The organism is Halorubrum salinum, assembly GCF_024494575.1.
GTDB classification, from domain to species: domain Archaea; phylum Halobacteriota; class Halobacteria; order Halobacteriales; family Haloferacaceae; genus Halorubrum; species Halorubrum salinum.
Genome location: NZ_JANHDO010000001.1, coordinates 341,757 through 365,085 on the forward strand (window position 1 = coordinate 341,757; position 23,329 = coordinate 365,085).

At 69.9% G+C, this 23,329-nt stretch carries 23 protein-coding genes; 8 read left to right on the forward strand and 15 right to left on the reverse strand.

Annotated elements, in window-relative coordinates; translation table 11 throughout:
- Positions 1-36: 36 nt before the first annotated feature.
- The 3 genes from NO930_RS01725 to NO930_RS01735 are packed head-to-tail and all read right to left on the reverse strand — an operon-like array spanning position 37 to position 3,890.
- The gene (locus NO930_RS01725; protein WP_256402280.1) at positions 37-1,704 is read right to left on the reverse strand and encodes a hydantoinase B/oxoprolinase family protein; all 1,668 of its coding nucleotides are present in this window, start codon (positions 1,702-1,704) and stop codon (positions 37-39) included.
- Complete coding sequence (locus NO930_RS01730) at positions 1,701-3,758, reverse strand: hydantoinase/oxoprolinase family protein (RefSeq protein ID WP_256402281.1); 2,058 nt, start codon at positions 3,756-3,758, stop codon at positions 1,701-1,703. Before NO930_RS01730 ends, NO930_RS01725 begins: the two co-directional genes overlap by 4 nt.
- Entirely contained in the window at positions 3,759-3,890 is a 132-nt protein-coding gene (locus NO930_RS01735) for a hypothetical protein (protein ID WP_255511560.1), read from the reverse strand.
- Between the two features lie 118 nt (positions 3,891-4,008).
- Between NO930_RS01735 and NO930_RS01740 the strand changes: the two genes are divergently transcribed.
- The gene (locus NO930_RS01740; protein ID WP_256402282.1) at positions 4,009-5,412 is read left to right on the forward strand and encodes a PAS domain S-box protein; all 1,404 of its coding nucleotides are present in this window, start codon (positions 4,009-4,011) and stop codon (positions 5,410-5,412) included.
- Between the two features lie 32 nt (positions 5,413-5,444).
- On the opposite strand, the gene NO930_RS01745 is transcribed toward NO930_RS01740, so the two are convergent.
- The 5 genes from NO930_RS01745 to cheB are packed head-to-tail and all read right to left on the reverse strand — an operon-like array spanning position 5,445 to position 11,750.
- On the reverse strand, positions 5,445-6,311 hold the full coding sequence (locus NO930_RS01745) for a CheF family chemotaxis protein (protein WP_256402283.1): 867 nt from the start codon (positions 6,309-6,311) through the stop codon (positions 5,445-5,447).
- Complete coding sequence (locus tag NO930_RS01750) at positions 6,312-7,520, reverse strand: HEAT repeat domain-containing protein (RefSeq protein WP_137783161.1); 1,209 nt, start codon at positions 7,518-7,520, stop codon at positions 6,312-6,314.
- Positions 7,520-8,323 (reverse strand): CheR family methyltransferase, encoded by an 804-nt coding sequence (locus tag NO930_RS01755; protein WP_137783162.1) that lies wholly within the window; start codon positions 8,321-8,323, stop codon positions 7,520-7,522. The genes NO930_RS01750 and NO930_RS01755 overlap by 1 nt, the downstream gene beginning before the upstream one ends.
- On the reverse strand, positions 8,320-10,608 hold the full coding sequence (locus NO930_RS01760; protein ID WP_256402284.1) for a chemotaxis protein CheA: 2,289 nt from the start codon (positions 10,606-10,608) through the stop codon (positions 8,320-8,322). Before NO930_RS01760 ends, NO930_RS01755 begins: the two co-directional genes overlap by 4 nt.
- Positions 10,608-11,750, reverse strand: a complete 1,143-nt coding sequence (cheB, locus tag NO930_RS01765; RefSeq protein WP_256402285.1) for a chemotaxis-specific protein-glutamate methyltransferase CheB — start codon at positions 11,748-11,750, stop codon at positions 10,608-10,610. The genes NO930_RS01760 and cheB overlap by 1 nt, the downstream gene beginning before the upstream one ends.
- 102 nt (positions 11,751-11,852) lie before the next feature.
- On the opposite strand from cheB, the gene NO930_RS01770 reads away from it, so the two are divergent.
- The 4 genes from NO930_RS01770 (at position 11,853) to NO930_RS01785 (ending at position 14,264) form a co-directional block, all read left to right on the forward strand.
- Positions 11,853-12,347, forward strand: a complete 495-nt coding sequence (locus NO930_RS01770) for a chemotaxis protein CheW (protein WP_137783126.1) — start codon at positions 11,853-11,855, stop codon at positions 12,345-12,347.
- A gap of 177 nt (positions 12,348-12,524) precedes the next feature.
- Entirely contained in the window at positions 12,525-13,220 is a 696-nt protein-coding gene (locus tag NO930_RS01775) for an RAD55 family ATPase (RefSeq protein WP_137783127.1), read from the forward strand.
- Positions 13,220-13,612 carry a DUF8057 family protein gene (locus NO930_RS01780; RefSeq protein ID WP_137783128.1) on the forward strand — a complete coding sequence of 131 codons (393 nt, stop codon included), beginning with the start codon at positions 13,220-13,222 and terminating at the stop codon, positions 13,610-13,612. The genes NO930_RS01775 and NO930_RS01780 overlap by 1 nt, the downstream gene beginning before the upstream one ends.
- A gap of 43 nt (positions 13,613-13,655) precedes the next feature.
- Positions 13,656-14,264 carry a DUF7504 family protein gene (locus NO930_RS01785; protein ID WP_137783129.1) on the forward strand — a complete coding sequence of 203 codons (609 nt, stop codon included), beginning with the start codon at positions 13,656-13,658 and terminating at the stop codon, positions 14,262-14,264.
- A gap of 24 nt (positions 14,265-14,288) precedes the next feature.
- Here NO930_RS01785 and NO930_RS01790 read toward each other — a convergent pair whose 3' ends face one another.
- On the reverse strand, positions 14,289-14,885 hold the full coding sequence (locus tag NO930_RS01790; RefSeq protein WP_137783130.1) for a hypothetical protein: 597 nt from the start codon (positions 14,883-14,885) through the stop codon (positions 14,289-14,291).
- A gap of 118 nt (positions 14,886-15,003) precedes the next feature.
- Here NO930_RS01790 and glmM point away from each other — a divergent pair, with 118 nt between their 5' ends.
- Positions 15,004-16,368, forward strand: coding sequence for a phosphoglucosamine mutase (glmM, locus tag NO930_RS01795; RefSeq protein ID WP_256402286.1), 1,365 nt, complete (start codon positions 15,004-15,006; stop codon positions 16,366-16,368).
- A 15-nt stretch (positions 16,369-16,383) separates the two neighbouring features.
- On the opposite strand, the gene NO930_RS01800 is transcribed toward glmM, so the two are convergent.
- The 5 genes from NO930_RS01800 to NO930_RS01820 all read right to left on the reverse strand — a co-directional run bounded on the left by NO930_RS01800 (position 16,384) and on the right by NO930_RS01820 (position 19,429).
- Complete coding sequence (locus tag NO930_RS01800; protein WP_137783132.1) at positions 16,384-16,650, reverse strand: DUF7542 family protein; 267 nt, start codon at positions 16,648-16,650, stop codon at positions 16,384-16,386.
- 87 nt (positions 16,651-16,737) lie between these two features.
- Positions 16,738-16,953, reverse strand: coding sequence for a CbaC protein (locus tag NO930_RS01805; RefSeq protein WP_137783133.1), 216 nt, complete (start codon positions 16,951-16,953; stop codon positions 16,738-16,740).
- The gene (locus tag NO930_RS01810; RefSeq protein ID WP_256402287.1) at positions 16,950-18,740 is read right to left on the reverse strand and encodes a b(o/a)3-type cytochrome-c oxidase subunit 1; all 1,791 of its coding nucleotides are present in this window, start codon (positions 18,738-18,740) and stop codon (positions 16,950-16,952) included. Before NO930_RS01810 ends, NO930_RS01805 begins: the two co-directional genes overlap by 4 nt.
- Entirely contained in the window at positions 18,737-19,249 is a 513-nt protein-coding gene (locus NO930_RS01815; RefSeq protein ID WP_137783135.1) for a cytochrome c oxidase subunit II, read from the reverse strand. Before NO930_RS01815 ends, NO930_RS01810 begins: the two co-directional genes overlap by 4 nt.
- Before the next feature lie 6 nt (positions 19,250-19,255).
- Positions 19,256-19,429, reverse strand: coding sequence for a hypothetical protein (locus NO930_RS01820; protein WP_196219621.1), 174 nt, complete (start codon positions 19,427-19,429; stop codon positions 19,256-19,258).
- Positions 19,430-19,527: 98 nt separating this feature from the next.
- Between NO930_RS01820 and NO930_RS01825 the strand changes: the two genes are divergently transcribed.
- Positions 19,528-19,725, forward strand: a complete 198-nt coding sequence (locus NO930_RS01825; RefSeq protein ID WP_256402288.1) for a DUF8131 family protein — start codon at positions 19,528-19,530, stop codon at positions 19,723-19,725.
- Between the two features lie 166 nt (positions 19,726-19,891).
- The gene (locus tag NO930_RS01830) at positions 19,892-22,354 is read left to right on the forward strand and encodes a heavy metal translocating P-type ATPase (RefSeq protein WP_256402289.1); all 2,463 of its coding nucleotides are present in this window, start codon (positions 19,892-19,894) and stop codon (positions 22,352-22,354) included.
- 3 nt (positions 22,355-22,357) lie between these two features.
- Here NO930_RS01830 and pdxS read toward each other — a convergent pair whose 3' ends face one another.
- On the reverse strand, positions 22,358-23,266 hold the full coding sequence (gene pdxS / locus NO930_RS01835) for a pyridoxal 5'-phosphate synthase lyase subunit PdxS (protein WP_256402290.1): 909 nt from the start codon (positions 23,264-23,266) through the stop codon (positions 22,358-22,360).
- Between the last annotated feature and the right edge of the window lie 63 nt (positions 23,267-23,329).

A 23,329-nucleotide genomic window follows, 5' to 3' on the forward strand; every position in this document is an offset into this window, starting at 1 on the left:
CGACGCCTGCACGTCACCCGCACTCGTGCCGGGCTCTCACCGGCCGTCTGCGTCGCCGTCGCGCCGGTCACCGACCTTCTCGTCGCCCCGATCCCCACCCTTCTCGTCGCGTCGGTCACCGACCTTTCCGTCGCGCCGGTCTCGCGCCCGCGCCGCCGGGTCGCGCTCGTCCGGGTCGCCGTGTCCGCCGCCGCCGGGCGTCCGGACCGAGACGGTCGTTCCGGCCGCGACGTCGATCGAGGCCTTCGCGGGCACGGGCTCGCCGTCGACGAGGTTCGTCCCCGTGGCTCCGTCCTCGCCGCCGTCGAGCCCAGCGGGGGCGGTCCGTCGCCGCTCCGTCAGCAGCGACACGGTTGCGTCGGTCTCGACGGTGACGGTCCGTTCGAGCCCCAGCCCGCCGCGGTGTCGGCCGTCGCCGCCGCTTCCCGGACGCAGCGCGTACCGTTCGACCCGGAGCGGGTACTCGGTCTCTAACGCCTCGACGGGCGTGTTGAGCGTGTTGGTCATCCCGACCTGCACGCCGTCCATACCGTCCCTGTCGGGGCGAGCGCCGAAGCCGCCGCCGATCGTCTCGTAGTAGGCGAACGACCCGGCGCGGTCGCCGACGATGAGGTTGTTCATCGTCCCCTGTCCGGCGGCCGGTATCGCGTCCGGAACGGCCGCGGCCAGCGCCGCGAGCGTCACGTCCATGACGCGCTGGCTGGTCTCGACGTTGCCGCCGACGACCGCGGCCGGCGGGTCCGGGTCGAGGACGGACCCCTCGGGAACCGACACCGACACCGGCTCGTAACACCCGTGGTTCGGCGGGATGTCCGGATCGGTCACCGCGCGAACGACGAAGTAGACCGCGCTCTTCGCGACGGACAGCGGCGCGTTGAGGTTGCCCGCGACCTGATCCGCGGTTCCGGCGAAGTCGACGTCGAGCGCGGTCCCGTCGACGGTGACGGTCACCGCGATCGGCACCTCGTCGTCCGTCACCCCGTCGCCTTCGAGGACGTCTCGCGCGCGGTACGTCCCGTCCGGGAGCGCCGCGACCTCGGCTTCGACGCGCTCGCGGGAGTAGTCGATCACGGCGTCGAACGCGTCGAGAAGCGTCGGGCCGTGGTCGTCGAGCAGCTCGCCGACCCGCTCTTCGGCGCGGTCGTTCGCGGCGCGCTGCGCCCGGAGGTCGGCCGCGCGCTCGTCGGGCGTCCGGACGTTGGCGCGGATCAGGTCCCGGACCGCCTCGTTCGGCTCGCCGCCGTCGACGAGCCGGACCGCGGGCAGCCGTAATCCCTCCTCGTATATCTCCCGTGCGCCCGGAGGCATGCTTCCCGGCGCGCTGCCGCCCACGTCGGCGTGGTGCGCCCGCGACACCGCGAACCCGATCACCTCGCCGCGGGGTGCGATCGTCGAGACCAGCGTGATGTCCGGGAGGTGCGTCCCGCCGGAGAACGGGTCGTTGAGGACGAAGACGTCGCCCGGCTTCGGGTCCTTTTCGAGGACGGCGTCGACCGCGTCCGGCATCGCGCCGAGGTGGACCGGGATGTGTTCCGCCTGCGCGACCATCTGCCCGGTCGCGTCGAAAAGCGCCGTCGAGCAGTCCTGCCGCTCCTTGATGTTCGGCGAGTGCGCGCCCCGGATGAGCACGTGGCCCATCTCGGTCGCGACGCCTTCCAGTTGGTTCCGGAGTATCTCGAGGGTCACCGGGTCGACGTCGCTCACGCGTCGCTCACCTCCGCGATCAGCGCGCCGTCCCCGCGCACCGCCACGTCCCACCCCGGCGGGACCACGACCGTGCTCTCGTCGCCCTCGACGACCGCGGGCCCCTCGATCGGCGACCGGGACGCGGCCGACGACCCGCCTCCGCCCCGCGGCGACAGCCGACCCCGGTCGTACACCGGCGTCTCGCGGACCTCGCCCTCGAACGCCGCCTCGCGAGCGCCGGTCAGCGGGTCGCCGTCGGCCGCGTACGCGACCGGCGGCGCGTCCCGCGCGACCGCGGCCGTCACCCGGCAGTTCACCAGCTCGACCGGCTCGTCGGCGCGGTAGCCGTACGCGGACTCGTGAGCCGTCGCGAACCGCTCGCGGACGGCCTCGCCGTCGAACGGCGGCTCGACGTCCACGGTGAGCTCGAAGCTCTGACCGGCGTACCTGAGGTCCGCGGCGTGACGCAGGCTCGCCGCGTCGCGGTCGCTGACCTCCGCGAGCACCTCCGCGCTCAGGTCCTCGTACACGGCGTCGACGTCTGCGGGATCGGCTTCGGCGAGCGGGCGCTGATACGTCCGAACCGCGTCGCGCTTCTCGTCTGCGGCGAGCAGGCCGTACGCCGACAAGACGCCCGACGCGCGCGGGATCACGACCCGCCCGACGTCGAGGTCGTCCGCGATCGCGAGCGCGTGCATCGGTCCCGCACCGCCGAACGCGACGAGGTCGAACGCCCGCGGATCGTGTCCCCGCTCGACGGTCACGGAGCGGATCGCCCGGGTCATGTTCGCGGTGGCGACGCGATAGACCCCGCGAGCGGCGGCCGACGGGCCGGCCAGTCCCGCCTCGTCGGCGAGGGCCGAGAGCGCGTCGCGGGCGGCGTCCGCGTCGAGCGACAGTTCGCCGCCGAGGCTGGCGTCCTCCCCGATGTAGCCCAACACGAGGTTCGCGTCGGTGACGGTCGGCTCCGTTCCCCCGTTTCCGTAGCAGGCGGGACCGGGGTCGCTCCCGGCCGAGCGCGGGCCGATGCGGAGCGCTCCGCCGGCGTCGACCCACGCGATCGACCCCCCGCCGGCCCCGACGGTCTCGACGTCGACCATCGGCGTCCCGATCGGTCGGTCGGCGATCGACCCCGCCGTCGTCCGCTCGACGTCGCCGTCGCGGACGAGACTCACGTCGCTCGACGTGCCGCCCATGTCGAGGGTGACGAGCCCCGCGCGCTCGTCGGCTCGGCCCGGCCCGCCCCCGTCGCGCTCGCCGGCCGCCATCGCGCTCGCGCCGACGACGCCCGCCGCGGGTCCCGAGAGCACGGTCGTGACCGCGTTCCGCCTGACGGTTTCGGCGTCCGTGATCCCGCCGTTCGCCTGCATGATCCGCGGCCGCGGCAGGCCGAGCGCTTTCGCGCGCTCCGTGAGCCGGCCGACGTAGCGGTCGATCGCCGGCCGCACGTACGCGTCGACGACCGTCGTCGAGGTCCGCTCGTACTCGCGGAACTCGGCGAGCACCTCGTGTGAGGCCGACACGGGCACGTCGAGTGCCGATCGGAGAACCTCCGCGACCCGCCGCTCGTTCTCGGGGTGCGCGTACGCGTGCAGCAGCGAGACGGCGACCGACTCGGCGTCGGTCTCGCGTATCTCCGCGGCGAGCGCGCGAACCTCGTCGCCGTCGACCGGCCGCTCGACCCCGTCCGCCGTCGCCCGCTCGTCCACCTCGAACCGGCGACGTCTGGGAACGAGCGGCGTCGGCTTCTCGGCGTCGAGGTCGTACAGCGACGGCCGGTCCTGCCGACCGATCTCCAGGACGTCCCTGAACCCCTCCGTGGTGACGAGCGCCGTCCGCGCGCCGTCGCCTTCGAGGAGCGCGTTGACGGAGACGGTCATCGCGTGCGAGAACTCCCCTACGCTCTCCGGGTCGACGCCCGCCTCCGCGCAGGCCGTCCGTATCCCGGCGATCACGCCCTCGCTCTGGTCCGCGGTGGTCGGGACCTTCGCGGTGACGAGTCCGCCGTCGAGCGACAGCGCCACGTCCGTGAACGTCCCCCCGACGTCGACGCCGATCCGCCGCGTCCCCACCTAGATCACCTCGGCTCCGTCGGACGACGGGAACTGCACCGTCCGCTCGCGTCTCCTCTCACGCCGGTCGGTTCGTCTCGTGTGCCCGACCGGTGCGTCCTCGCCGAGGGAGGCCGTCCGCGCGAGTGTCATGGCCGTGTTCGTCGCCGGGTGAACTTAAATCGGCGTCTCGGTCTACGGCTCCCACACTCACCGTGCCGCTCTCGCACCTTTCGGTCGATTTAACACACCACCTCGGGTATGGTCGGTAATGGCCTCTGAGGACGGCTCAGCCACGGATCTGCGGGCGTTCCGCGAGGCGGTCGAAAGCGCAGGTCACTCGATGTACTGGACGGACCTGAACGGCCGGATCGAGTACGTCAACCCGGCGTTCGAAGACCAGACCGGCTACCCCGCCGACGAAGCCGTGGGAAGCAACGCGAACATCCTCCAGTCCGGGGCTCACGACGACCTGTTTTACGAGCGGCTCTGGGACACCATCCTCGGCGGCGACGTCTGGGAGGGAGAGATTATCAACGAGCGGCGGTCCGGCGAGCGGTACGTCGCCGCACAGACGATCTCGCCGGTCACGGACGAGTCGGGGGCGATCACGCGGTTCGTCGCCGTCAACGAGGACATCACCGAACTGCGGAATTATCAAGAGCAGCTCGAACGCGAGCGCGACCGCTTCGCCGCCCTGCTCGACGCCGTGCCCGTCCCGCTCGTGCTCGCGGCGTTCGACGGCGACGATCCGGTGGTCAAACAGACGAACGACGCGTTCCGCGAGACGTTCGGCTTCTCCGGCCGCGAACTCGGCGGCTCGTCGCTCGACAAGTTCATCGTCGACGACGAGACGTCACGGGAGGCGAGCGAGATAAACGCGCAGGTGCGAGACGGCGACCGGGTCGACAGGGAAGTGACGCGGCAGACCGCGGCCGGCGACAGCCGAGAGTTCCTGTTGACCGCCACGCCCCTCGTCTGGGGCGACGAGACCGACGTCTTGGCGACGTACATCGACATCACGGACCGGAACGAGGCCCGTCGGAAGCTGGAGCGGCAGACGGAGGAGCTCGAAGACTTCGCCAACGTCGTCAGCCACGACCTCAGAAGCCCGCTGAACGTCGCGTCCGGCCACCTCGACCTCCTCGCGGCGGAGTGTGACAGCCCCCACGTCGACACGATCCGGAACGCGCACACGCGGATGCAAGAGCTGATCGAGAACATCCTCATGCTCGCGAAGCAGGGCCGGTCGGTCGACGAGACGGAGCCGGTCGAGTTGGACGCCTGCGCCTCTCGAAGCTGGGAGACCATCGACACGGGAGACGCCACGCTCGCTATCGCGACCGCGAAGGCGATCGACGCCGACGAGAGCCGGCTCCGACAGTTGTTCGGGAACCTCGTTCGGAACGCGATAGAACACGGGGGCGACGGCGTGACGGTCACCGTCGGCGACCTCGACGACGGCTTCTACGTCGCCGACGACGGCCCCGGTATCCCCGAGGGCGAGCGCTCGCAGGTGTTCGAAGCCGGACACACGAGCACGGACGACGGCACGGGGTTCGGACTCTCGATCGTTCAGGAGATAGTCGACGCGCACGGCTGGGAGGTCACCGTCACCGAGAGCGCCGACGGCGGTGCGAGATTCGAGATCACCGACGTTTCGACCGCCTCGTAGTCACCGGCGCGTCGCTCGCCTCTTAACGGCGGTCACTGCTCGTTCATCGCCTCGCTGGCGATGTTGCGTCCGCGGGAGTTGAGCGCGACCTCGCGGCGCACCCGCACCTCCTCGACCACCTCCAGGTCGACGAGCCGCTCGAACGTCTCCTCGACGTCGTCGACGTCCATCCCCAGAAACGACGGGATCTCGAACGGTGAAACGCCGGAATACAGCGCCATCAGCACCTCTCGGTCCCGACTGGACAGGTCGACGTTCGTCGAGCTTCGCTCCTCTCCCTTGTGGAGCCACGCCTCGACGAAGCGCATCCGGTTCGGGTCGCCCGCGATGTGCGTCTCGATGCTCGTCCCCTCGTCGTCGGTGTGCGACACCTCGATGACGGGCTTTTTCTCGCCGTTGACGGTACGTTTGGCGGCGTCGAGCCCGCTGATGTCGTCGAGGTCGAACTTCACGAACGCGCCGCCTTCCAGCGCCGCGTTGAGCCCGTTCTCGTCGATCTTCACCCGGGCCTGTTCCCACTTCGAGTCCTGCACGACGCCGCCCTCGATCGCCGGGTGTTTCGCCATCACCGTCCGCTGGTCGAGAAGCGCCCGGTAGACGTCGCGCTCGAACTCCTCGTGTTCGCTCGCCGCGACGAGCAACACCTGATCGCCCAGATCGAAGCTCACGTAGTTCGACACGCGCGCGACCGACTGGTTCGCGTCGTGTCGGCCGCCGAGCCCGCGGAGGTCGGAGAGCGGGATCGTCCGCTTTCCGTCGTTGCCGGCCAAGATCAGCCGTCGGTTGGAGAGGAGTATCCGCCCCGCCGTCCACGAGACGTCGTTCATCTTGCGACCGTCGCGGACGGCCACCGCGAACCGCCCCTGCGTGTCCGTGACCTTGTACTCGCCGTCGGACATCTACGGACCCCCCGCCCGGAGCTTCGAGACCGCGGAGAACACCCGCTTTCTGACCGCGGAGCTCTCGTCGTCGGTGAGGTCTTCGAGCCGGTTCAGCGTCTCCTGTCCGCCCACCTGCCCCAGCACGAACACCGCCTTCGCACGGGCGTCTTCGGGGTGTTCGGTCCCGATCCGGTCGAGAAGCCGGTCCTCGACTATCGGCCCGCCGAGGTTCTTGAGGCTCGTGGCCGCGAACTGCGCGGTCTGTGCGTCGTCGTCCGCGAGCGCCTCCGCGAGCGCCTCGACCGCGAGTTCGGTTTCCGGCTCCGCGACCCGGCCGAGGATCCACGCGGCGTTCCGCCGCTGTCGGCTCTGCTGGCCGTCAGTCAAGATCTCGACTAACGGCTCGACCACGGTCTCGTCGTCGGCCGACTTCAGCTCGGAGACGACGCGGTCCCGGACCGCGTGGCTCTGTTGGGTCGGGACGTTCGAGAGCAGCTCGATTATCGAGTACACCGCGGCGTTGCGCACGACCGCGCTCTCGTCGCCGAGCGCCCGCGCGAGGGGTTCGACCGGCTCGGGGTTGTTCGCCTTGCCGAGCGCGCCGGCCGCGATCCGCCGAAGCGACTCGTCGGGCTCGTCGAGCAGGTCTAAAAGCGCCGCGAGCGCCTGGTCCGTGCCGATGCTCCCCAGCGCGTTCGCCGCGGCTCGCCTGACGCGGGGCTCGTCGTCGAGCCGCGCGGTGAGGCCGGGAACGGCGCGCGGGTCCGCGAACGTCCCGCAGGCCTGCGCGGCTCGGAGCCTGACGCGAGGGTCGTCGTCGTCGAGCGCGTCGACGAGGTGCGAGAGGCCGCTCGCGTCGTCGAGTCGACCGAGCGCGTTCGCCGCGGCCATCCGCAGTTCCGGGCGGTCCGCCCGCAGCGCGCGGGCGAACTTCCGCGCGGTCACCCACTCGGCCTCGGACCCCGTCGTCCCGGTGAGCTCCGAGAGCAGCTGTTCGAGCGCTCCGTCGCCGAGCGCGTCGAGCGCGTCGACCGCGGCACCGCGGACCTCCCCGTCCTCGTCGTCGGTCGCCGCGCGGAGCAGGACGTCGACGGTCGCCTGCTCTGTCCCGTCGCCGACCTCGCCGAGGAACTCGGCCGCACGCCGCCGCACCGCGGCGCTGTCGCTGCCCATCGCGTCCCTGAGCCGCTCGACGTTTCCGTCCCGCGCGTGCTGGTACAGTGACATCAGACCCTCTCGAACACCCGCCGTCGCTTGTCGATCGGTTCGTACCGGTCCGACCGGTCCGGCGGGACGCTCTCGGTCATTCCGAGAACGAGGACGCCGTCGTCCGCGAGCGACGCTTCGAGCGTGTCGAACAGCGCGCCCTTGTGGTCGACGTCGATGTAGATCAGCAGGTTGCGACACAACACCACGTCGAACGGGTCGCGCGCCCCGTCGCGGATCAGGTCGTGCGTCTCGAAGTCGACGAGTCGGCGGACGGCGGGCTTGACCTGAAAGGCGTCCCCGTCCTGTTCGACGTACCGGTCGGGGTCAGAGAGCGGTTCGAGCTCCGCCGCGATGTCAGTCGTCCTCGTGGTGTGGTAGGTGCCGCCACGGGCGTTGTCGAGCGCCTCTTCGCTGATGTCGGAGCCGAGCACCTCGACGCGCGACTCGTCGATCTCGCGGTCGTCACACGCCAGCATCGCGATCGAGTACGCCTCGCGTCCGTCCGCCGACGGGGCGGACCAGACCCGGACGCGCCGCTTCTCGTCCGTCTTCTCGCGGAGCACCTCGCGGAGCACGTCCCACATCTCGGGGTTCCGGAAGAACTCGGTCACGTTGATCGTGAGCGCGTCCATCAGCGCCTGTCTCTCCTCGTCGTCGTCGCGGAGCAGCCTCTCGTACTCCGCGTGCGACTCGGTGTCGCGGCGGCGCATCCGCGCCGTGATCCGCCGGTCGAGGTACGACTCGTTGTAGTAGCCGGGCTCGAACGGCACCGTGTCGTCGATCTGCCGCAACACGCCCTCGAAGGGGGTTTCACTGCTCATAGGCTCACCACGTCGAGGACGGCAACGACGTCGCCGTCGCCGAGGACCGCCGTGCCGCTGAGCCCCGGCGTCCCCGACAGCGGCCCGTCGAGCGGTTTCACGACGACCTCCTCCTGGTCCAACACGGCGTCGCAGTGGAGCGCCACCTGTCGCGTCTCCTCGCGGATCCGCACGAGCATCCCAACGTCGTCCGCGGACTCCGAAGCGTCGAGCGCGTCCGCGCCCTCGACGGTCCCGCCGTCCGGCGTCGCGGTCTCGTCGGGCCCGCTCGCGGCCGATCCGCCCGGAGCCGATCCGCCCACGCCGGAGCCGGCCGCGGCGGCCCCGCTCTCTTCGAGCCGGTCGTTCAGTCGGATCACGGGGTAGAGGTCGTCCTCGTGGCGCACGATCTCGTCGCCGTGGACCTCCTCCACGTCGTCCGCGCGGGCGACCTCCGCGATCGACTTTATCGGGATCCCGTACTCGGTGCCGCCGACGTCGACGAACATCACCTTCACGATGGCGACGGTCACCGGGAGCCGGAAGCGGACGGTCGTCCCCTCGCCGGGCTCGCTCTCGACGGCGACCGAGCCGTCGAGGTCGCGCGCGGTCGTCCGCACGACGTCCATGCCGACGCCGCGGCCGGAGACGTCGGTGACCTCCTCCGCGGTGGAGAAGCCGGGGTGGAACACGAGGTCGTACACCTCGTCGTCGTCCATCGCCTCGACCGCCTCGGGGCTCTTTACGCCCTCGGCGACCGCCTTCTCGCGGAGCTGGTCGGGATCGAGCCCGCCGCCGTCGTCTGCGACCTCGATGATGACGTGGTCGCGCTCGCGCTCGGCCGTGAGCCGGACGGTGCCCGTCGGGTCCTTCCCGGCGGCCTCGCGCTCGTCCGGCGACTCGATCCCGTGGTCGACGGCGTTCCGGAGGACGTGGACGAGCGGGTCGCGCATCTCCGTGAGGATCGTCCGGTCGAGTTCGACGTCGTCGCCCTCGATCTCGAAGTCGATCCGCTTGTCGAGGTCCCGAGAGATGTCGCGGACGAGCCGCGGGAACGAGTCCGACACCTGCGAGAAGGGGATGAGCCGCATGTCCATCGCCGTGTCCTGCAGGCTGGAGGCGAGCTTGTCGAGTTCGTCTAAGGCGTCCGACTGCGCGTTCATCCCCTCCAGCTCTCGCCGGAGCTTGATGCGACTCGTCACCAGCTGCTCGACGAGCCCGTACAGCTCGTCGACCTGATCGACGTCGACGCGGATAGACTTGATCTCGTCGCCCGACTTGGAGTCGGAGCCGGAGTCGTCTCCGCCGCCTTTCGTGTCCCCGGTGTTCCCCGTGTCGTCCGCATTGTCCCCGTCGTCCGTTCCTTCCGCGTCGTCGAGGGCGGTGACGGTGTCCGTGCGCTCGTCGTCTGCCGCCCCGCCGTCGGCGGGTTCGGCATCGTCGCCGTCGGCGTCAGCGGCCGCTTCGGACGGGGTCTCGGCCGCTGCGTCGCTCCCGCTCCCGTCGCCCTCTTCGCCGGCTCCGACGAGAGCAGTCGTCACCGACTCCACCTGCGTGAGCGCGTCGAGTCCCTCCGCGACCACGTCGGCCGCCGCGCCGCCGACGAACGCGTCGAACCCCTCGTCGTACTCGCCGTCCTCAAGCGCGGCCGGGTCGGGGTCGGTGACGAAGCCGTCGAACTGCCCGTCGAGCGCCTGCACGACGAGCGTGGCGTCGACGCCCGCCATCGCGCTCTCGCCTATCGTCACGTCCGCGTACACGACGGGCTCTGGAAGGTCCGCCACGCCCGACGGGAGGTCGGGGACGGCGACGTCGCCGGACTCGCTCGTCTCGGCGGTCGAGTCGCTCTCGTCCGCTTCGCCGGACGCGTCGTCACCGGCGTCAGCGTCTCCAGCATCGGCGTCTCCATCGGCATCCTCGCCTCCGACGGTTCCGTGCTCTTCCATCTCGCGGAGGCGCGCTTCGAGGTCCGACGGGTCCGTCGTCACCTCGCCGGTGTCGGCGATCTCGGCGACCATCGCCTCGACGGCGTCGACGCCCTCGAAGAGGAGGTCCATGACCTCGGGCGTCACCTCGCGGTCGCCCTGTCTGATCGCGTCGAGCAGGTCCTCCAGCGCGTGGCCGAACGACGAGACGTCCTCGTACCCCATCGCCGCCGCGTTCCCCTTCAGGGTGTGTGCGACGCGGAACACGTCGTCCATCGCCGCGGCGTCCTCGGGGTCGGACTCGAGCGCGAGCAGCGCGTTGTTGAGGTCCGTGACCCCGTCTTCCGCCTCGGCGACGAACGCGGCGCGGTGTGAGTCCATCAGGCCTCACCCCCCACGATCGCGCCGGCGACGTCGTCGAGGTCGTGCACCTCGTCCACGCCGCCGGACTCCACCGCGCGCTTCGGCATCCCGTAGATGACGCAGGTGTCCTCGCTCTGGGCTATCGTCCGCGCGCCGGCGTCGGCCATCGCGCGGATCCCCTCGGCGGCGTCCGAGCCCATCCCGGTCAACACGACGCCGACGAGCGGGTCGTCGACGACCTCGGCCGCAGAGCGCATCGTCACGTCTGCGGCCGGCGACACCGACTGTGAGTCGTCCTCGTCGAGTTTGACCCGGAGCCGACCCGCGCGGTAGCTGTCGATTCGGGTGTGGCTCCCGCCGCGGGCGACGAGCGCCTCGCCGGCACCGATCCGCGCCCCGTCGCTCGCCTCCCGCACGTCGTACGCCGAGGCGGCGTCCAGGCGGTCGGCGAACCGCGGCGTGAACGCCTCCGGCATGTGCTGGACGATGACGATCCGACAGTCCGCCATCGGCAGCGCCGACATGACGCGCTCGACCGCGTTCGGCCCGCCGGTCGACGCCCCGATCACGACCGTCAGCGGTTCGTCGAGGCCCGCCGCTGGTGCGGTCGTCGCCGCGCTCGCCGACGCGGACGCGCCCGTCGACGCGGACGCGCCCGCCGACGCCGACCCGCCGGACCCGGCAGACGCGCTCGCCGAGCCGCCTCGGTCCCACGTCGCCGCCGCGAGGTCCGCGTCCGCGACCGACCTGACGGCCTCGACGAGCCGATCTGACTCCCGAGAGACCCCGGTCGAGACCTCGCCGCCGGGCTTCGAGAAGAAGTCGACCGCGCCGCGTTCGAGCGCCTCGAAGGTCACCTCTGCGCCCTCGTCCGTGTGTGCAGACAGCATCAGAACGGGCGTCGGGGTCTCCTCCATCAGCCGTTCGACGGCCTCTAACCCCCCCATTCCGGGCATCTCCACGTCCATCGTCACCACGTCGGGAGCCGTCTCGGCGACCACCGACAGCGCCTCCGCGCCGTCGCCCGCCTCGCCGACGACCGCGACACCGGCGTCTGTCAAGAGATCGGCGATCAACCCGCGCATGAACGGCGAGTCGTCGACGACCACCACCCGCGGTGACCCGTCGCGGCTCCCCCGCCGATCCGTCGTCCTGCTCATACCCAAAAGCGGTCGCAGAATCAGCATAAATGCACGCCCCCGCTAATCACTGCTGATAATTCAGGGGACACGGTTATTGGTGGCTTCACCGCAGGAGTTCGTATGGCAGCCACGGAAGCAGACGCCGAACCGACGAAGGTACTGGAGTTCGGCTTGGGCGACGGGACGTACTGTCTGGACATCGGCGTGATAGACGAGATCGTCGACGCCGGCGAGCTCACGCGCATCCCGAACTCGCCCGATCACGTCGAAGGCGTGATGGATCTCCGCGGGCGAACGACGACGATCGTCGACCCGAAGACGCTGTTCGCCATCGAGGAGGACGGCCCCCGCGAGCGGATCGTCGTCTTCGACGACGACGAGATCGACGAGGGCGGGACCGTCGGCTGGATGGTCGACGAGGTGTTTCAAGTCCGCGACGTCGCGCCCGAAGACGTCGACCAAGGAACGACCGTCGAAGACGAGGGCGTCCGCGGGATCGTCAAGTCGGACGACCGGTTCGTCGTCTGGGTCTCGCCGGACGTCGACGGCCTCGACATCGACGACGTCGCCGACTCCTCACCCGACGACGCGGGCGGCGAGTCGGTCGAGGCGTAAGCCGGACCCGGTCGACGCGCACGGCGGTTTCGGTGAGGCGTCAGTCACGCCGCCGCGACGGACGGCCGTCCCGTTTTGGTCTCTCCGCTGCCGTCCTCACGGCAGGCCCGTCCGGCGTTCTCACGGGTGAGAACCGGGTGCCAATCCTTATGCGGTGACCGACGAGTCTGACACGATATGCGCGCACCAAGCGGCGTCCCCGGGTTCGACGACCTCGTCGACGGCGGGTTCCCGGAGAGCCGCCTCTACGTCGTGAGCGGTCCGCCGGGGAGCGGAAAGACCACGTTCTGCTCGCAGTTCGCGGCACAGGGCGCTCGCAACGGCGAGGACGTGTTGTATATCAGCATGCACGAGACCAAGGCGGGGATCCGCCGCGACATGGGCGAGTACGACTTCGGATTCGACCGCGCGCTCGACACCGATCGCGTCACGTTCCTCGATTCGTTCTCGTCGGACGGTCGTCGCTTCTTCGGGCTCCCGGGCGAGCGCCGGGACCACTCCGGCGTCACGAACCGCCTCACCGGATTCATCAACTCGCGCGATATCGACCGCGTCGTCTTCGACTCCACGATGCTGTTGCGGTTCCTCCTCGACGACGACGAGGACACCATGGTCCAGCTACTCTCCTCGCTGAAGCGGACCGACGCGACCACTCTCCTTATCTCCGAGATGACCGACCCGAGCGCCTACTCCGAGGAGCACTACCTCGCACACGGAGTCGTCTTCATGCACAACTACCTCGAAGACGAGGGGATGCGCCGCGGGATACAGGTGTTGAAGATGCGCGGTACCGACGTGAACACCGACATCCAGGACGTCGAGTTCACCGACGGGGGGCTTCGCGTCGGCGCGGCCGCGACGGTGACGCACTGATGTACGACCGTACGTTCGGAACCGAGTGGGACGACCTCGCACGCGAGGAGGCGGTCGAGCGCGCGTTCGCACTCGGTGTCGCGACCGAAATCGACCGCGAGCGCCCGACGGAGCTGGATCGCGTGCTCGACGCGTTCGAGAGCGCGTACGACCGGAGTCTCGTCGAACTCGCCTACGACGAGGGGCGGACGAAGGCGCTCGAGGCGGCGGCCGAATCCGCCGACGCCGACCCGCAGACGGTGTGGGACGCCTTGGTCGACGGCGGCGGCACGCCACGAGTCGCTCCCGTCTCCGCCGCCTTGCCCGGCGCGCTGACCGAACTGTCGCTCACGAAGCGACCGCGGGAGGGACCGCCGTCCTCGCTCGCGTTCCCGTCAATGCTTCGGAAGTGAATCCTCGGAAGGGTTTTACCCGCCCTCGCACCAACCTACACCAATGAGCGTACTTCCAGACGCTGTCCGGAACGCCGACAGCGTCCTCCTCAGCGGTCCGCCGATGAGCGGGAAGTACGACCTCTTCACCCGCCTGCTCGCGGACTGGGTCGACGAACCGGTCGTGATCTCGACGGGTCGAACCGCGGAGAAGGTCCGCGCCGACTACGAGTCGATCACCGGTCGCGACGGCGACGACGTGATCGTCATCGACTGCGTCACCCACGAGCAGGGCGACAAGCGTCCGGACACCCCCTCGACGAAGTACGTCGCAAGCGCCGGGAACCTCACGGACATCGGGATCAAGTTCACCGACATCGTCGAGTCCTCGGCCGGCAAGGAGCGCGCGGTCGGCGTCTACTCGCTCTCGCAGCTCCTGATGTACTGGGATCCGGAGCGCATCTATCAGTTCACCCGCGTGCTGACCTCACAGACCTCCGGAGAGGGCTGGCCCTTCGTCGGGGTGCTCAACTCGACGGCCCACGACGAGCAGGTCGTCCACACGCTCCACGAGCCGTTCGACGTCGTCCTCGAAACGCGCGTCGACGGCGACGACCGGGAGTTCCGCGTCCGCGGCCGCGTTGAACAGCCCTCCGGGTGGGCACCGTACTAACCGATCGTTGGGTCTCCGGTCGACTCAGCCGATCAGATCGAACTCGACGCCGATCGGCGGCGCGTCGACGGCCCCCCAGTAGACGAACCGGTGTGTCCCCGCGCCGAGCGGCGGGCAGACGGCGAGGTCGAGGTCGGGAACCGCCGACGCGATCGCCGACTCGTCGAGCCGTATCTCCCAGCTGTACGCGCCGGTCGTCCCGAACTCCTCTTCGGCCTGCGGGAGCGCCGCCGGCTCGCCCGTGGTCGACCCTCTGACCTCGAGCCACCCCGCGTCCGTCTCGCGTTGGATCGCGTAGGCGTACCTGCCGAGCGTCGTCGTCGCCGCGTCGCCGGTGTTCCGCAGCACGACTCGGACCGACTGGCCGTAGGTCTCCGCGGAGCCCTCGCTCGACAGCTCCAGCCGAGTCTCCGGCGCGTCGACGACGGTCCCCTCGACCGGCCCGTCGATCGGCGGATCGAGCCGGACGAACGCGTCGTCTTCACAGGTCAGCGTCTCCGGCGTTCCCTCTGGGCCCTGGGGGCCGTCGCCGGCCGCGAAGTCGAGGCAGCCGGCGAGACCGGCCGTGCCGACCGCGGCGAGGGCACCGCGTCCCAACAGGTCGCGTCGCGTGCGTTCCATACGAGCGGGTGGGACGGCAGGGGTTTGAACCGCACGGCGACGCCTCGCCCGCCGCGTCGCGACGTCCGATCTCTCCCGGTTCGGAACCGCTTTCCCGTCGGGTGGTCCATACTCGCCCATGGAGCTGTTCGGATCCAGCGGCATTCGCGGGGTCGCACTCCGGTATCTCACCCCGGAACTCGTGCTCGACATCGCGAAGGCGGCCGGGACGGTGTGGGACACAGACCGGGTCGCCGTCGCCCGCGACACCCGCACCACCGGCGAGCTGTTCGCCAACGCGGCCGCGAGCGGGCTCGCCGCCGTCGGCTGCGACGTCGACCGGCTCGGCGTGGTGCCGACGCCCGCAGTCGGGAACTACTGCGAGTCCGCTGGGGTCCCCTGCGTCCTCGTCACCGCCTCGCACAACCCGCCGGAGTTCAACGGGATCAAGCTCGTCGGCGACGACGGCGTCGAGCTCTCCGTCGACCTGCTCGAACGCGTCGAGCGCCGCGTGCTCGACGACGAGTACGACCACGCCGACTGGCGGACCGCCGGCGCGACGACGGGCGTCGAGGGCGTCGTCGACGACTACGTCGATCAGCTCGTCGACGCGGTCGACGCCGAGGCCATCGCCGACGCCGACCTCACGGTCGCTATCGACCCCGGCCACGGCGCGGCCTCGCTCGCTTCCCCGCGGATCTACCGCGAACTCGGCTGTGACGTGTTGACGGTGAACGCGACGCCCGACGGTCACTTCCCGGGTCGGGAGTCCGAGCCCGTCCCAGAGCACCTCGCCGACCTCTCCCGGCTCGTCGCGACCTCCGACGCCGACGTGGGGATCGCTCACGACGGCGACGCCGACCGCGCCGTCTTCGTCGACGAGACGGGCGCGTTCGTCGACGGCGACACCTCCTTCGCGGCGATGGCGGACGCCTGCCTCACCCCCGGCGACGCCGTCGTCAGCGCGGTCAACGTCTCCCAGCGGCTCGTCGACGTCTGTGCGGAACACGACGCCGACCTCGAACTCACGCCCATCGGCGCGACGAACATCATCACCCGCACGCGCGAGCTCCACGCCGAGGGGACGACCGTGCCTATCGCCGGCGAGGGCAACGGCGGGGTGTTCTTCCCGCCGTACCGGCTCTCCCGCGACGGGGGGTACATCGGCGCGCGGTTCCTCGAACTGCTCGCGGCCGCGGACGGCGCGCCCGCGAGCGAGGTCATCGCTCCCTACACCGACTACCACTTCGTGCGGCTCAACGTCGAGTACGCGGACGGCGACGAGCGCGACGAGATGCTCTCGGCCGCGCGGGCGTACGTGGAGACCGCCGACGCCGAGCCGAACACCACCGACGGCTACCGGCTCGACTACGGCGACGCGTGGGTGCTCGTACGCCCCTCGGGCACGGAACCGAAGATACGGATCTACGCCGAGTCCGCCGACGCCGACCGCGCCGAACAGCTCGCGATGGACATGCGAGTCGCGGTCGAGAGCGGTCGATAGCGGGCGTTCGGCCGCTCACCGCCCGCCGTCGCCTTCTGACGCGTCCGCCCCCGGCGGGTCGACGAGCGGCGAGTCGGCGTTGGTACACTCCGGTCGACCGCAGACGCCCGCGTCGGCTCCGGCCCGCGTCACGCCGGCCGCGAGCGACTCGATCTCCCACCGCGCGTCGTGGCCCGTCTCCGACTCGTGGTCGTCGAGGGCGACGCGCGCGTCACGGAGCCGTTCGTGTTCGGACTCGAACGAACAGTCGGCACACGTGACGGTGACGCGGGTTCGGTCCATGCGGTATCGGTAGAGTCGGGAGAAACGTACGGTTGTCGGTGCACGAGCCGGCGGAACCGGCTCCGGGACGGCGCGGGAGAACCGGCGCTACGCCGGGTCGTCGCCGCCGGTGTCGGTCCGCCAGCCGCCGGTGAGCGAGATGACCCAGAGCGTCAGTCCGGCGAGCGCGAAGACCGCGGCCATGTACGGGATGAGCGGCAGCTCGATCCCGATGAAATCCAGCACGGTCCGGAGTTCGTAGACGATCACGCCGAAGATCGCGAGCGTCACGAGGAGCCCGCCGCGGCTCACGTCGAGGCTCATCGAACCACCCCGACGAGCGCGGCCGCCGCGTCGCGCGCCCCGTCAGCGAGCGGAGTCAGGGCGCTCACCAGCGCGTCGAACGCGGGCCCGAGCCACACGGGATACGTGCCGACGCCCGACCCGAGGAGCCCGCCGCGGTTGATTATCGCCGCGAGCGGGAGCGCGTACGCGAGGACGACGAGCGTGAGCGCGATGCCGACCCACAGCCGGAGGTTATCGAGGACCTGCGGCGCGTCGTCGGGGCCGGAGAGCGCCGGCGGAAGCGGGTCCGCGAGCCCGGAGACCTTCGGGTTCCCCATCGTGAGCACGAGATTTCCGATGAACAGCACGGTCGAGACGAAAAGCAGCGTCCCGCCGATCGCGATCTGGATGTTGAGTTCCTCGAACCCGCCGAACATCGTCGGATAATCGAACCCGGAGTACTCCGGCTCAGCGGTCCGGCGCGGGACGCCCATGATCCCCTGTGCGTGCATCGCGTTGGACATGAGCGCCATCCCGATGAACCAGAGGACGACCTGGAACAGCCCGATCGTCCGGCTGTAGATCGGTTTGTTCGAGATCTGCGGCCAGATCCAGTAGGTCGCCGCCATGAACGTGAGCGCCACGGCGGTCCCCACGGTGAGGTGGAAGTGACCGGGGACCCAGATCGTGTTGTGGATCATGTAGTTGATGTTCATTCCGGCGTTCACCATCCCGGAGAACCCGCCGGCCGCGAACATCAGCCCGGCGAGCATCATCCCGGTGAACTCCGGCTTGCGCCACGGGAGGTCGGTGAGCCAGCCGAGCAGCCCGGTGCCGCCGCGCTGGCGGGCACCGTACTCGACGCTCGCCACCACGGTGAACGCCGTGAGCAGGCTCGGCAGCAGCAGGAACATCGTGTTCGTCATCGAGATGAACTTGAACCCCTCCGCGATGCCGGGGTCGAGGTACTGGTGGTGGATGCCCACCGGGGTCGAGAGCAGGAGGAACAACACGAACACGACTCGCGCGAGCGGGTCGCTAAAGAGCCGCCCCCCGGCGATCCGCGGCAGCACGGTGTACCAGAGCAGGTACGCCGGCATCAGCCAGAAGTACACGACCGGGTGGCCGAAGAACCAGAACAGCGTCCGGGTGAGCGTCGGGTTCACCTGATCGATGAAGCCGAGCGACCACGGGAGCAAGAACAGCAGCACGGACGCCGCGACCGCCGACGACGCGATGTACCACATCGCCATCGTCGTCAGCACCATGAACGTCTGCAGCGGGATCCGCTCGTCGGGGTGCTCGCGCTTCCACGCGAGGAACGTCCGGAACCAGTCCGCACCGGCGATCCACGACCCGACGATGAACACGGCGAGACCCGTGTAAAACAGCGGGTGCGCCTGCAGCGGCGCGTAGAAGGTGTAGAGGACGTCGGCGCTCATGTCGATCGAGCTGACGAACCCGGCGAGAATGGAGACGCCGGTCATCGTCATGCCGATCGCCATCAGCGCGTACCAGGTCCACGTGATCTTGATGTTCACGAGCGGACGGTCGAGGCTCCGCGTGAGCGCCCACGTGAACAGGCCGACGAGGAAGAAGATCGTGAAGCTGATGACGAGGAACACGCCGTGAGCGGTCAGAACGGTGTAGTAGTCCGTCGACGGGATGATACGCGCTACGTCGGTCCGGTGGAGCGTCTGGATGATCCCGAACACCGCGCCCAGCAAGAGCGCGAAGAAGGAGCTGAGGAAGGCGGAACGGACGATCCGAGCCTCCTCCGGGAACTTGTCGACGAAGCTACGATCGCCTTCGATCGCCTCACTCATTCGCCGTCACCTCCCTGGCGGGACTCGAACTCGGACTGTGAGACCACGTTGACTTTCCCCTCCATCGCGTGGTGGGCCGCGCCGCAGTACTCGTTACAGAGGAGCCCGTACTCCTGTGGTTCGGCGGTCTCGACTGTGAGCGTCGCGACCTCGCCCGGGATGACCATCGTGTTCGCGTTCGTTCCGGCGACCTCGAAGCCGTGTGTCACGTCCCTAGAGGTGACGTAGAACGTCACCGTGCTGTTCGCCGGGACGACGATCGGATCGGGGGTGAACCCGAACTGGTAGGCGACGACGTACGCCGCGTACTCGTTTTCACCGACCTGCTCGACGCCCGGGTCGGCGAACCGCTCGCTCTCGTCGAGGTTCTGTGCGTCGATCGGCTGCTCGCTGTCCGCCACCATCGCGATGCCGGGCCCGACTGCCCCGTACGTGACCGTACCGATGAGAAACAGGATCAACAGGACGGAGCACGCGAGCCAGAGCTTCTCGTAGGCGTGTATGTGCATCCGTGATCACCCCACCACGACGAGGTCGCGACCGAGGAACTCGATATAGTAGATGTACACCCACGACAACACGAGGATCGCGAAGTAGATCCCGATGAGCGTGAGCGTGCCGATCGGATCGAACTCCGCGTCGTCACCGCCCACGTCGTCGACGCCGTGTGCGGTCTCGTTTTGACCCATAGTGCGGGATTACGCGCACCCGAATATATACGATCGACTCGTTCCCACGACGTGAGAACTTTGCCGTTACCTATGACGAACGGGGCCCGCTCTCAGGTATGGACTTCTCGATCCAACAGGCGGTGTTGCTCGTGTTGGGTGGACTCATCCCCGCCGTGGTGTTTATCGCCGATCGAGCGGACTTCGTCGTGGCGATCACGCTCGTGAACGTGCTCCTCATCTGGGCGAGCCTCCGGATCGCCACCGGGGGGAGCCTCGGCCCGGCCGGCGGAAACGCGAGCACGGACGAGGCGTGACGAGTTACAGAGCCCGCTTCGCCCGACACCGAACCGCATAACGGCGACCGGATCAAAGACTCCGACGACCGCCGTACCGACGACCGCCATCGGCCGTCACCACCCCCGGCCGTCACCACCCCCGGCCGTCACTGCCACCCCCGCGCCGACGCGAGACACACTCTCAATGACCAGTTGCACGCTCTGTGACCTGCCGACGGGAGCCGATCCCCACACCGCACCCGACGTCGACGGCGAGTTCTGCTGTCGCGGCTGTCTCGCCGTCGCGCGCTCGCTCGACGACGTCGACGACCTCGACGAGGTCGAGGAGCGCCGGCCGGACGCGGAGCCCGACGACGACTTCGACGGAGAGACGGCCTTCTTCCACGTCGACGGGATGCACTGTGCGACCTGCGAGTCGTTCTTAGAGATGACGGCGGGCGAGCAGCCGGGCGTCGCGGCCGCCGAGGCGAGCTACGCGACGGACACGATCCGGGTCGACTACGACCCCGACGCCGTGACCGAAGCGGAGCTTCCCGACCGGCTGTCGGTCGCCGGGTACGCCGCGAGCGACCGGGCGGACCCGGAGTCCGACGGCGACGGCGCGGCGGTCGTGCGGTTCCTCATCGGCGGCGGCTTCTTCGGGATGATGGCGATGCTGTGGTACGTCCTCGTTCTGTACCCGACCTACTTCGGCTACGACCCGATCCTCGACATCGGCGGCGTCTCGGGGACCTACCTGTTCGCGCAGGTGTGGGTGTTCGCCTCCATCGTGCTGTTTTACACCGGATATCCGATTCTCAGGGGAGCCTACGTCAGCCTCCGCGCGCGCCAGCCGAACATGGACCTTCTGGTGTCGCTGGCGGCGGTGAGTTCGTACGCGTACAGCACGCTCGCGATGTTTCTCGGCCGGACCGACCTCTACTTCGACGTGACTATCGCCGTCATCCTCGTCGTCACCGCGGGCAACCACTACGAGTCGCGGATCAAGCGGCGGGCGACCGGCGTCCTCAGCGACCTGACGACCGCGGGCGACCGCGAGGCCCGCACCGAGTCCGGCGAGACGGTTCCGGTGGACGCGGTCGAGCCGGGGGACCGCCTGTTGGTCCGCCCCGGCGAACGCGTGCCGGTCGACGGGACCGTCGTGGAGGGGGCCGCCGCCGTCGACGAGGCGCTCGTCACGGGCGAGTCGCTGCCGGCGACGAAGCGCGAGGGCGACGCCGTGCGCGGCGGCACGGTGGTGACGGACGCGCCCGTCGTCGTCGAGGTCGGCGAGGACGCCACGAGCACGCTCGACACCCTCGTTCGCCTCTTGTGGGAGATACAGAGCTCCCGGTCCGGGGTCCAGCGGCTCGTCGACAAGCTCGCGACCGTGTTCGTCCCGCTCGTCGTCGTCGTCGCGGCCCTCGCCGCGGGCGCGACGTTCGCCCTCGGCGGCTCGCCGACCGACGCCGCGCTCGTCGGGCTCACGGTGCTCATCGTGTCGTGTCCCTGCGCGCTCGGGCTCGCGACGCCGCTCGCGATCGCCGCCGGCATCCGCGACGCCGCGCGCCGCGGGATCGTGATCGTCTCCGACGCCGTCTTCGAGGACGCCGCCGACGTCGACACGGTGGTCCTCGACAAGACCGGGACGCTCACCGACGGCGAGATGCGGCTGCTCGACACGGTGACGCTGGACGGACGGTCGGCTGACGCGTCCACGGGAGACACCGAGCCGGCCGCCGCCGCCGACGTCCGTCGCCGCGCCGCCGCGGTCGAGCGCGCCTCGCCGCACCCGGTCGCCGAGGCGATAGTCGAGGGCGTCGCGGCGAGCGGCGGCGGGGCGGACGATTCTGACGGCCGTCCGACGGCGACGGACGGCGGCGCGGCGGCGACGACCGAGGCCGGAGACCTCGGGTCGGCATCGGTCCCGTCCGCCGCCGCCGTCGAGGTGACGGACCGAGGCGTCTCGGGCCGCGTCGACGACACCGAGGTCGTCGTCGGCCACCGGTCGCTCTTCGACGGCGCGTCGTGGAGGGTTCCCGACGCGCTTCGCGAGGCCGGCGAGGCGGCCGAACGCGACGGCAACGTCCCGGCGTACGTCGGCTGGGACGGCGCGGTCCGCGGGGTCCTCGTCGTCGGCGACGAGGTCCGCGACGGGTGGGAGGACGTGGTGGACGACCTCGCCGCCGACGGCCGGCGCGTCGTCGTGCTCACCGGCGACGCGCCCGCTGCGGCCCGGCGGTTCGAGGCGCACGCGGCCATCGACGAGGTGTTCGCCGAGGTCCCGCCGGAGGCGAAAGCCGAGACGGTGCGGCGGCTCGCCGCGACGGAGCGTGTCGCCATGGTCGGCGACGGGAGCAACGACGCGCCGGCGCTCGCGGCCGCCGACATCGGCGTCTCGATCGCGAGCGGGACCGACCTGGCGGCCGACGCCGCGGACGCCGTCTTACTCGAAGACCGGCTCTCCGCCATTCCGGAGCTGTTCGCCGTCACCCGCGGGACGAACCGCCGTCTCAAACAGAACCTCGGCTGGGCGTTCTGTTACAACGCGGTCGCGATTCCCATGGCCGTTACGGGCGTCCTCAATCCGCTCCTCGCGGCGCTCGCGATGGCGACGAGCAGCATCCTCGTGGTGACGAACTCGTCCCGTAGCGTCGTTTCGGACTGACCGTTAGACGCCGCGGCCCTGTAGCTTCTCTTCTTCTTTCATGTCCTCGTTCGACTGCCCTTTCATGCCCTTCCCGATCCCGCTCGCGATCTCGGCCAGCTCGTCGGGGTCGTCCCAGTTGTTGACGGCCTCGACGATGGCCGTTCCCATCTCGACGGGGTCCTCCGCGCCGAAGATCCCGGAGCCGACGAAGATGCCGTCACAGCCGTGGTACATCATGAGCGCGGCGTCGGCGGGCGTCGCGATCCCGCCCGCGGCGAAGTTGACGACGGGAAGTCGCCCGGCCTCCGCGGTCTCGTGGACCAGGTCGCGGGGCGCGCCGTGCTCGCGGGCCCACGCCTCGCGCTCCTCGTGGTTGAGTCCCGTCAGGGTGCGAATCTGGTTTTTGATGGTGCGCTGGTGTTGGACGGCCTGGTTCACGTCGCCGGTGCCGGCCTCGCCCTTCGTCCGGATCATCGCCGCGCCCTCGCGGATCCGCCGGAGCGCCTCGGGGAGGTTACGGGCACCGCAGACGAACGGCGACGCGAACTCGCGCTTGTCGATGTGGTACTCGTCGTCGGCGGGCGTCAGCACCTCCGACTCGTCGATCATGTCGACGCCGAGCGACTCCAGAATCTCTGCCTCCTTGCGGTGACCGATGCGCGATTTCCCCATCACCGGGATCGAGACCTCGTCGATGATCTCGGTGACGTTACCGGGGTCGGGCATCCGAGCGACGCCGCCGCGCTTGCGGATGTCGGCCGGGACCGCTTCCAGCGCCATCACCGCGACCGCGCCGGCGTCCTCGGCGACCCGCGCCTGTTCGCGGGTGACGACGTCCATGATGACGCCGCCCTTCTGCATCTGCGCGAAGCCGCGCTTGATCAGGTCGGTCCCCCGCTTCAGATCCTCCAGATCCGTGGCCTCTGCCATAGCGGAAAGAGGGTCGCCGACCACTTAACGGGTGGCTTTCGGGCGGCAGGCGGTCGCACTGAC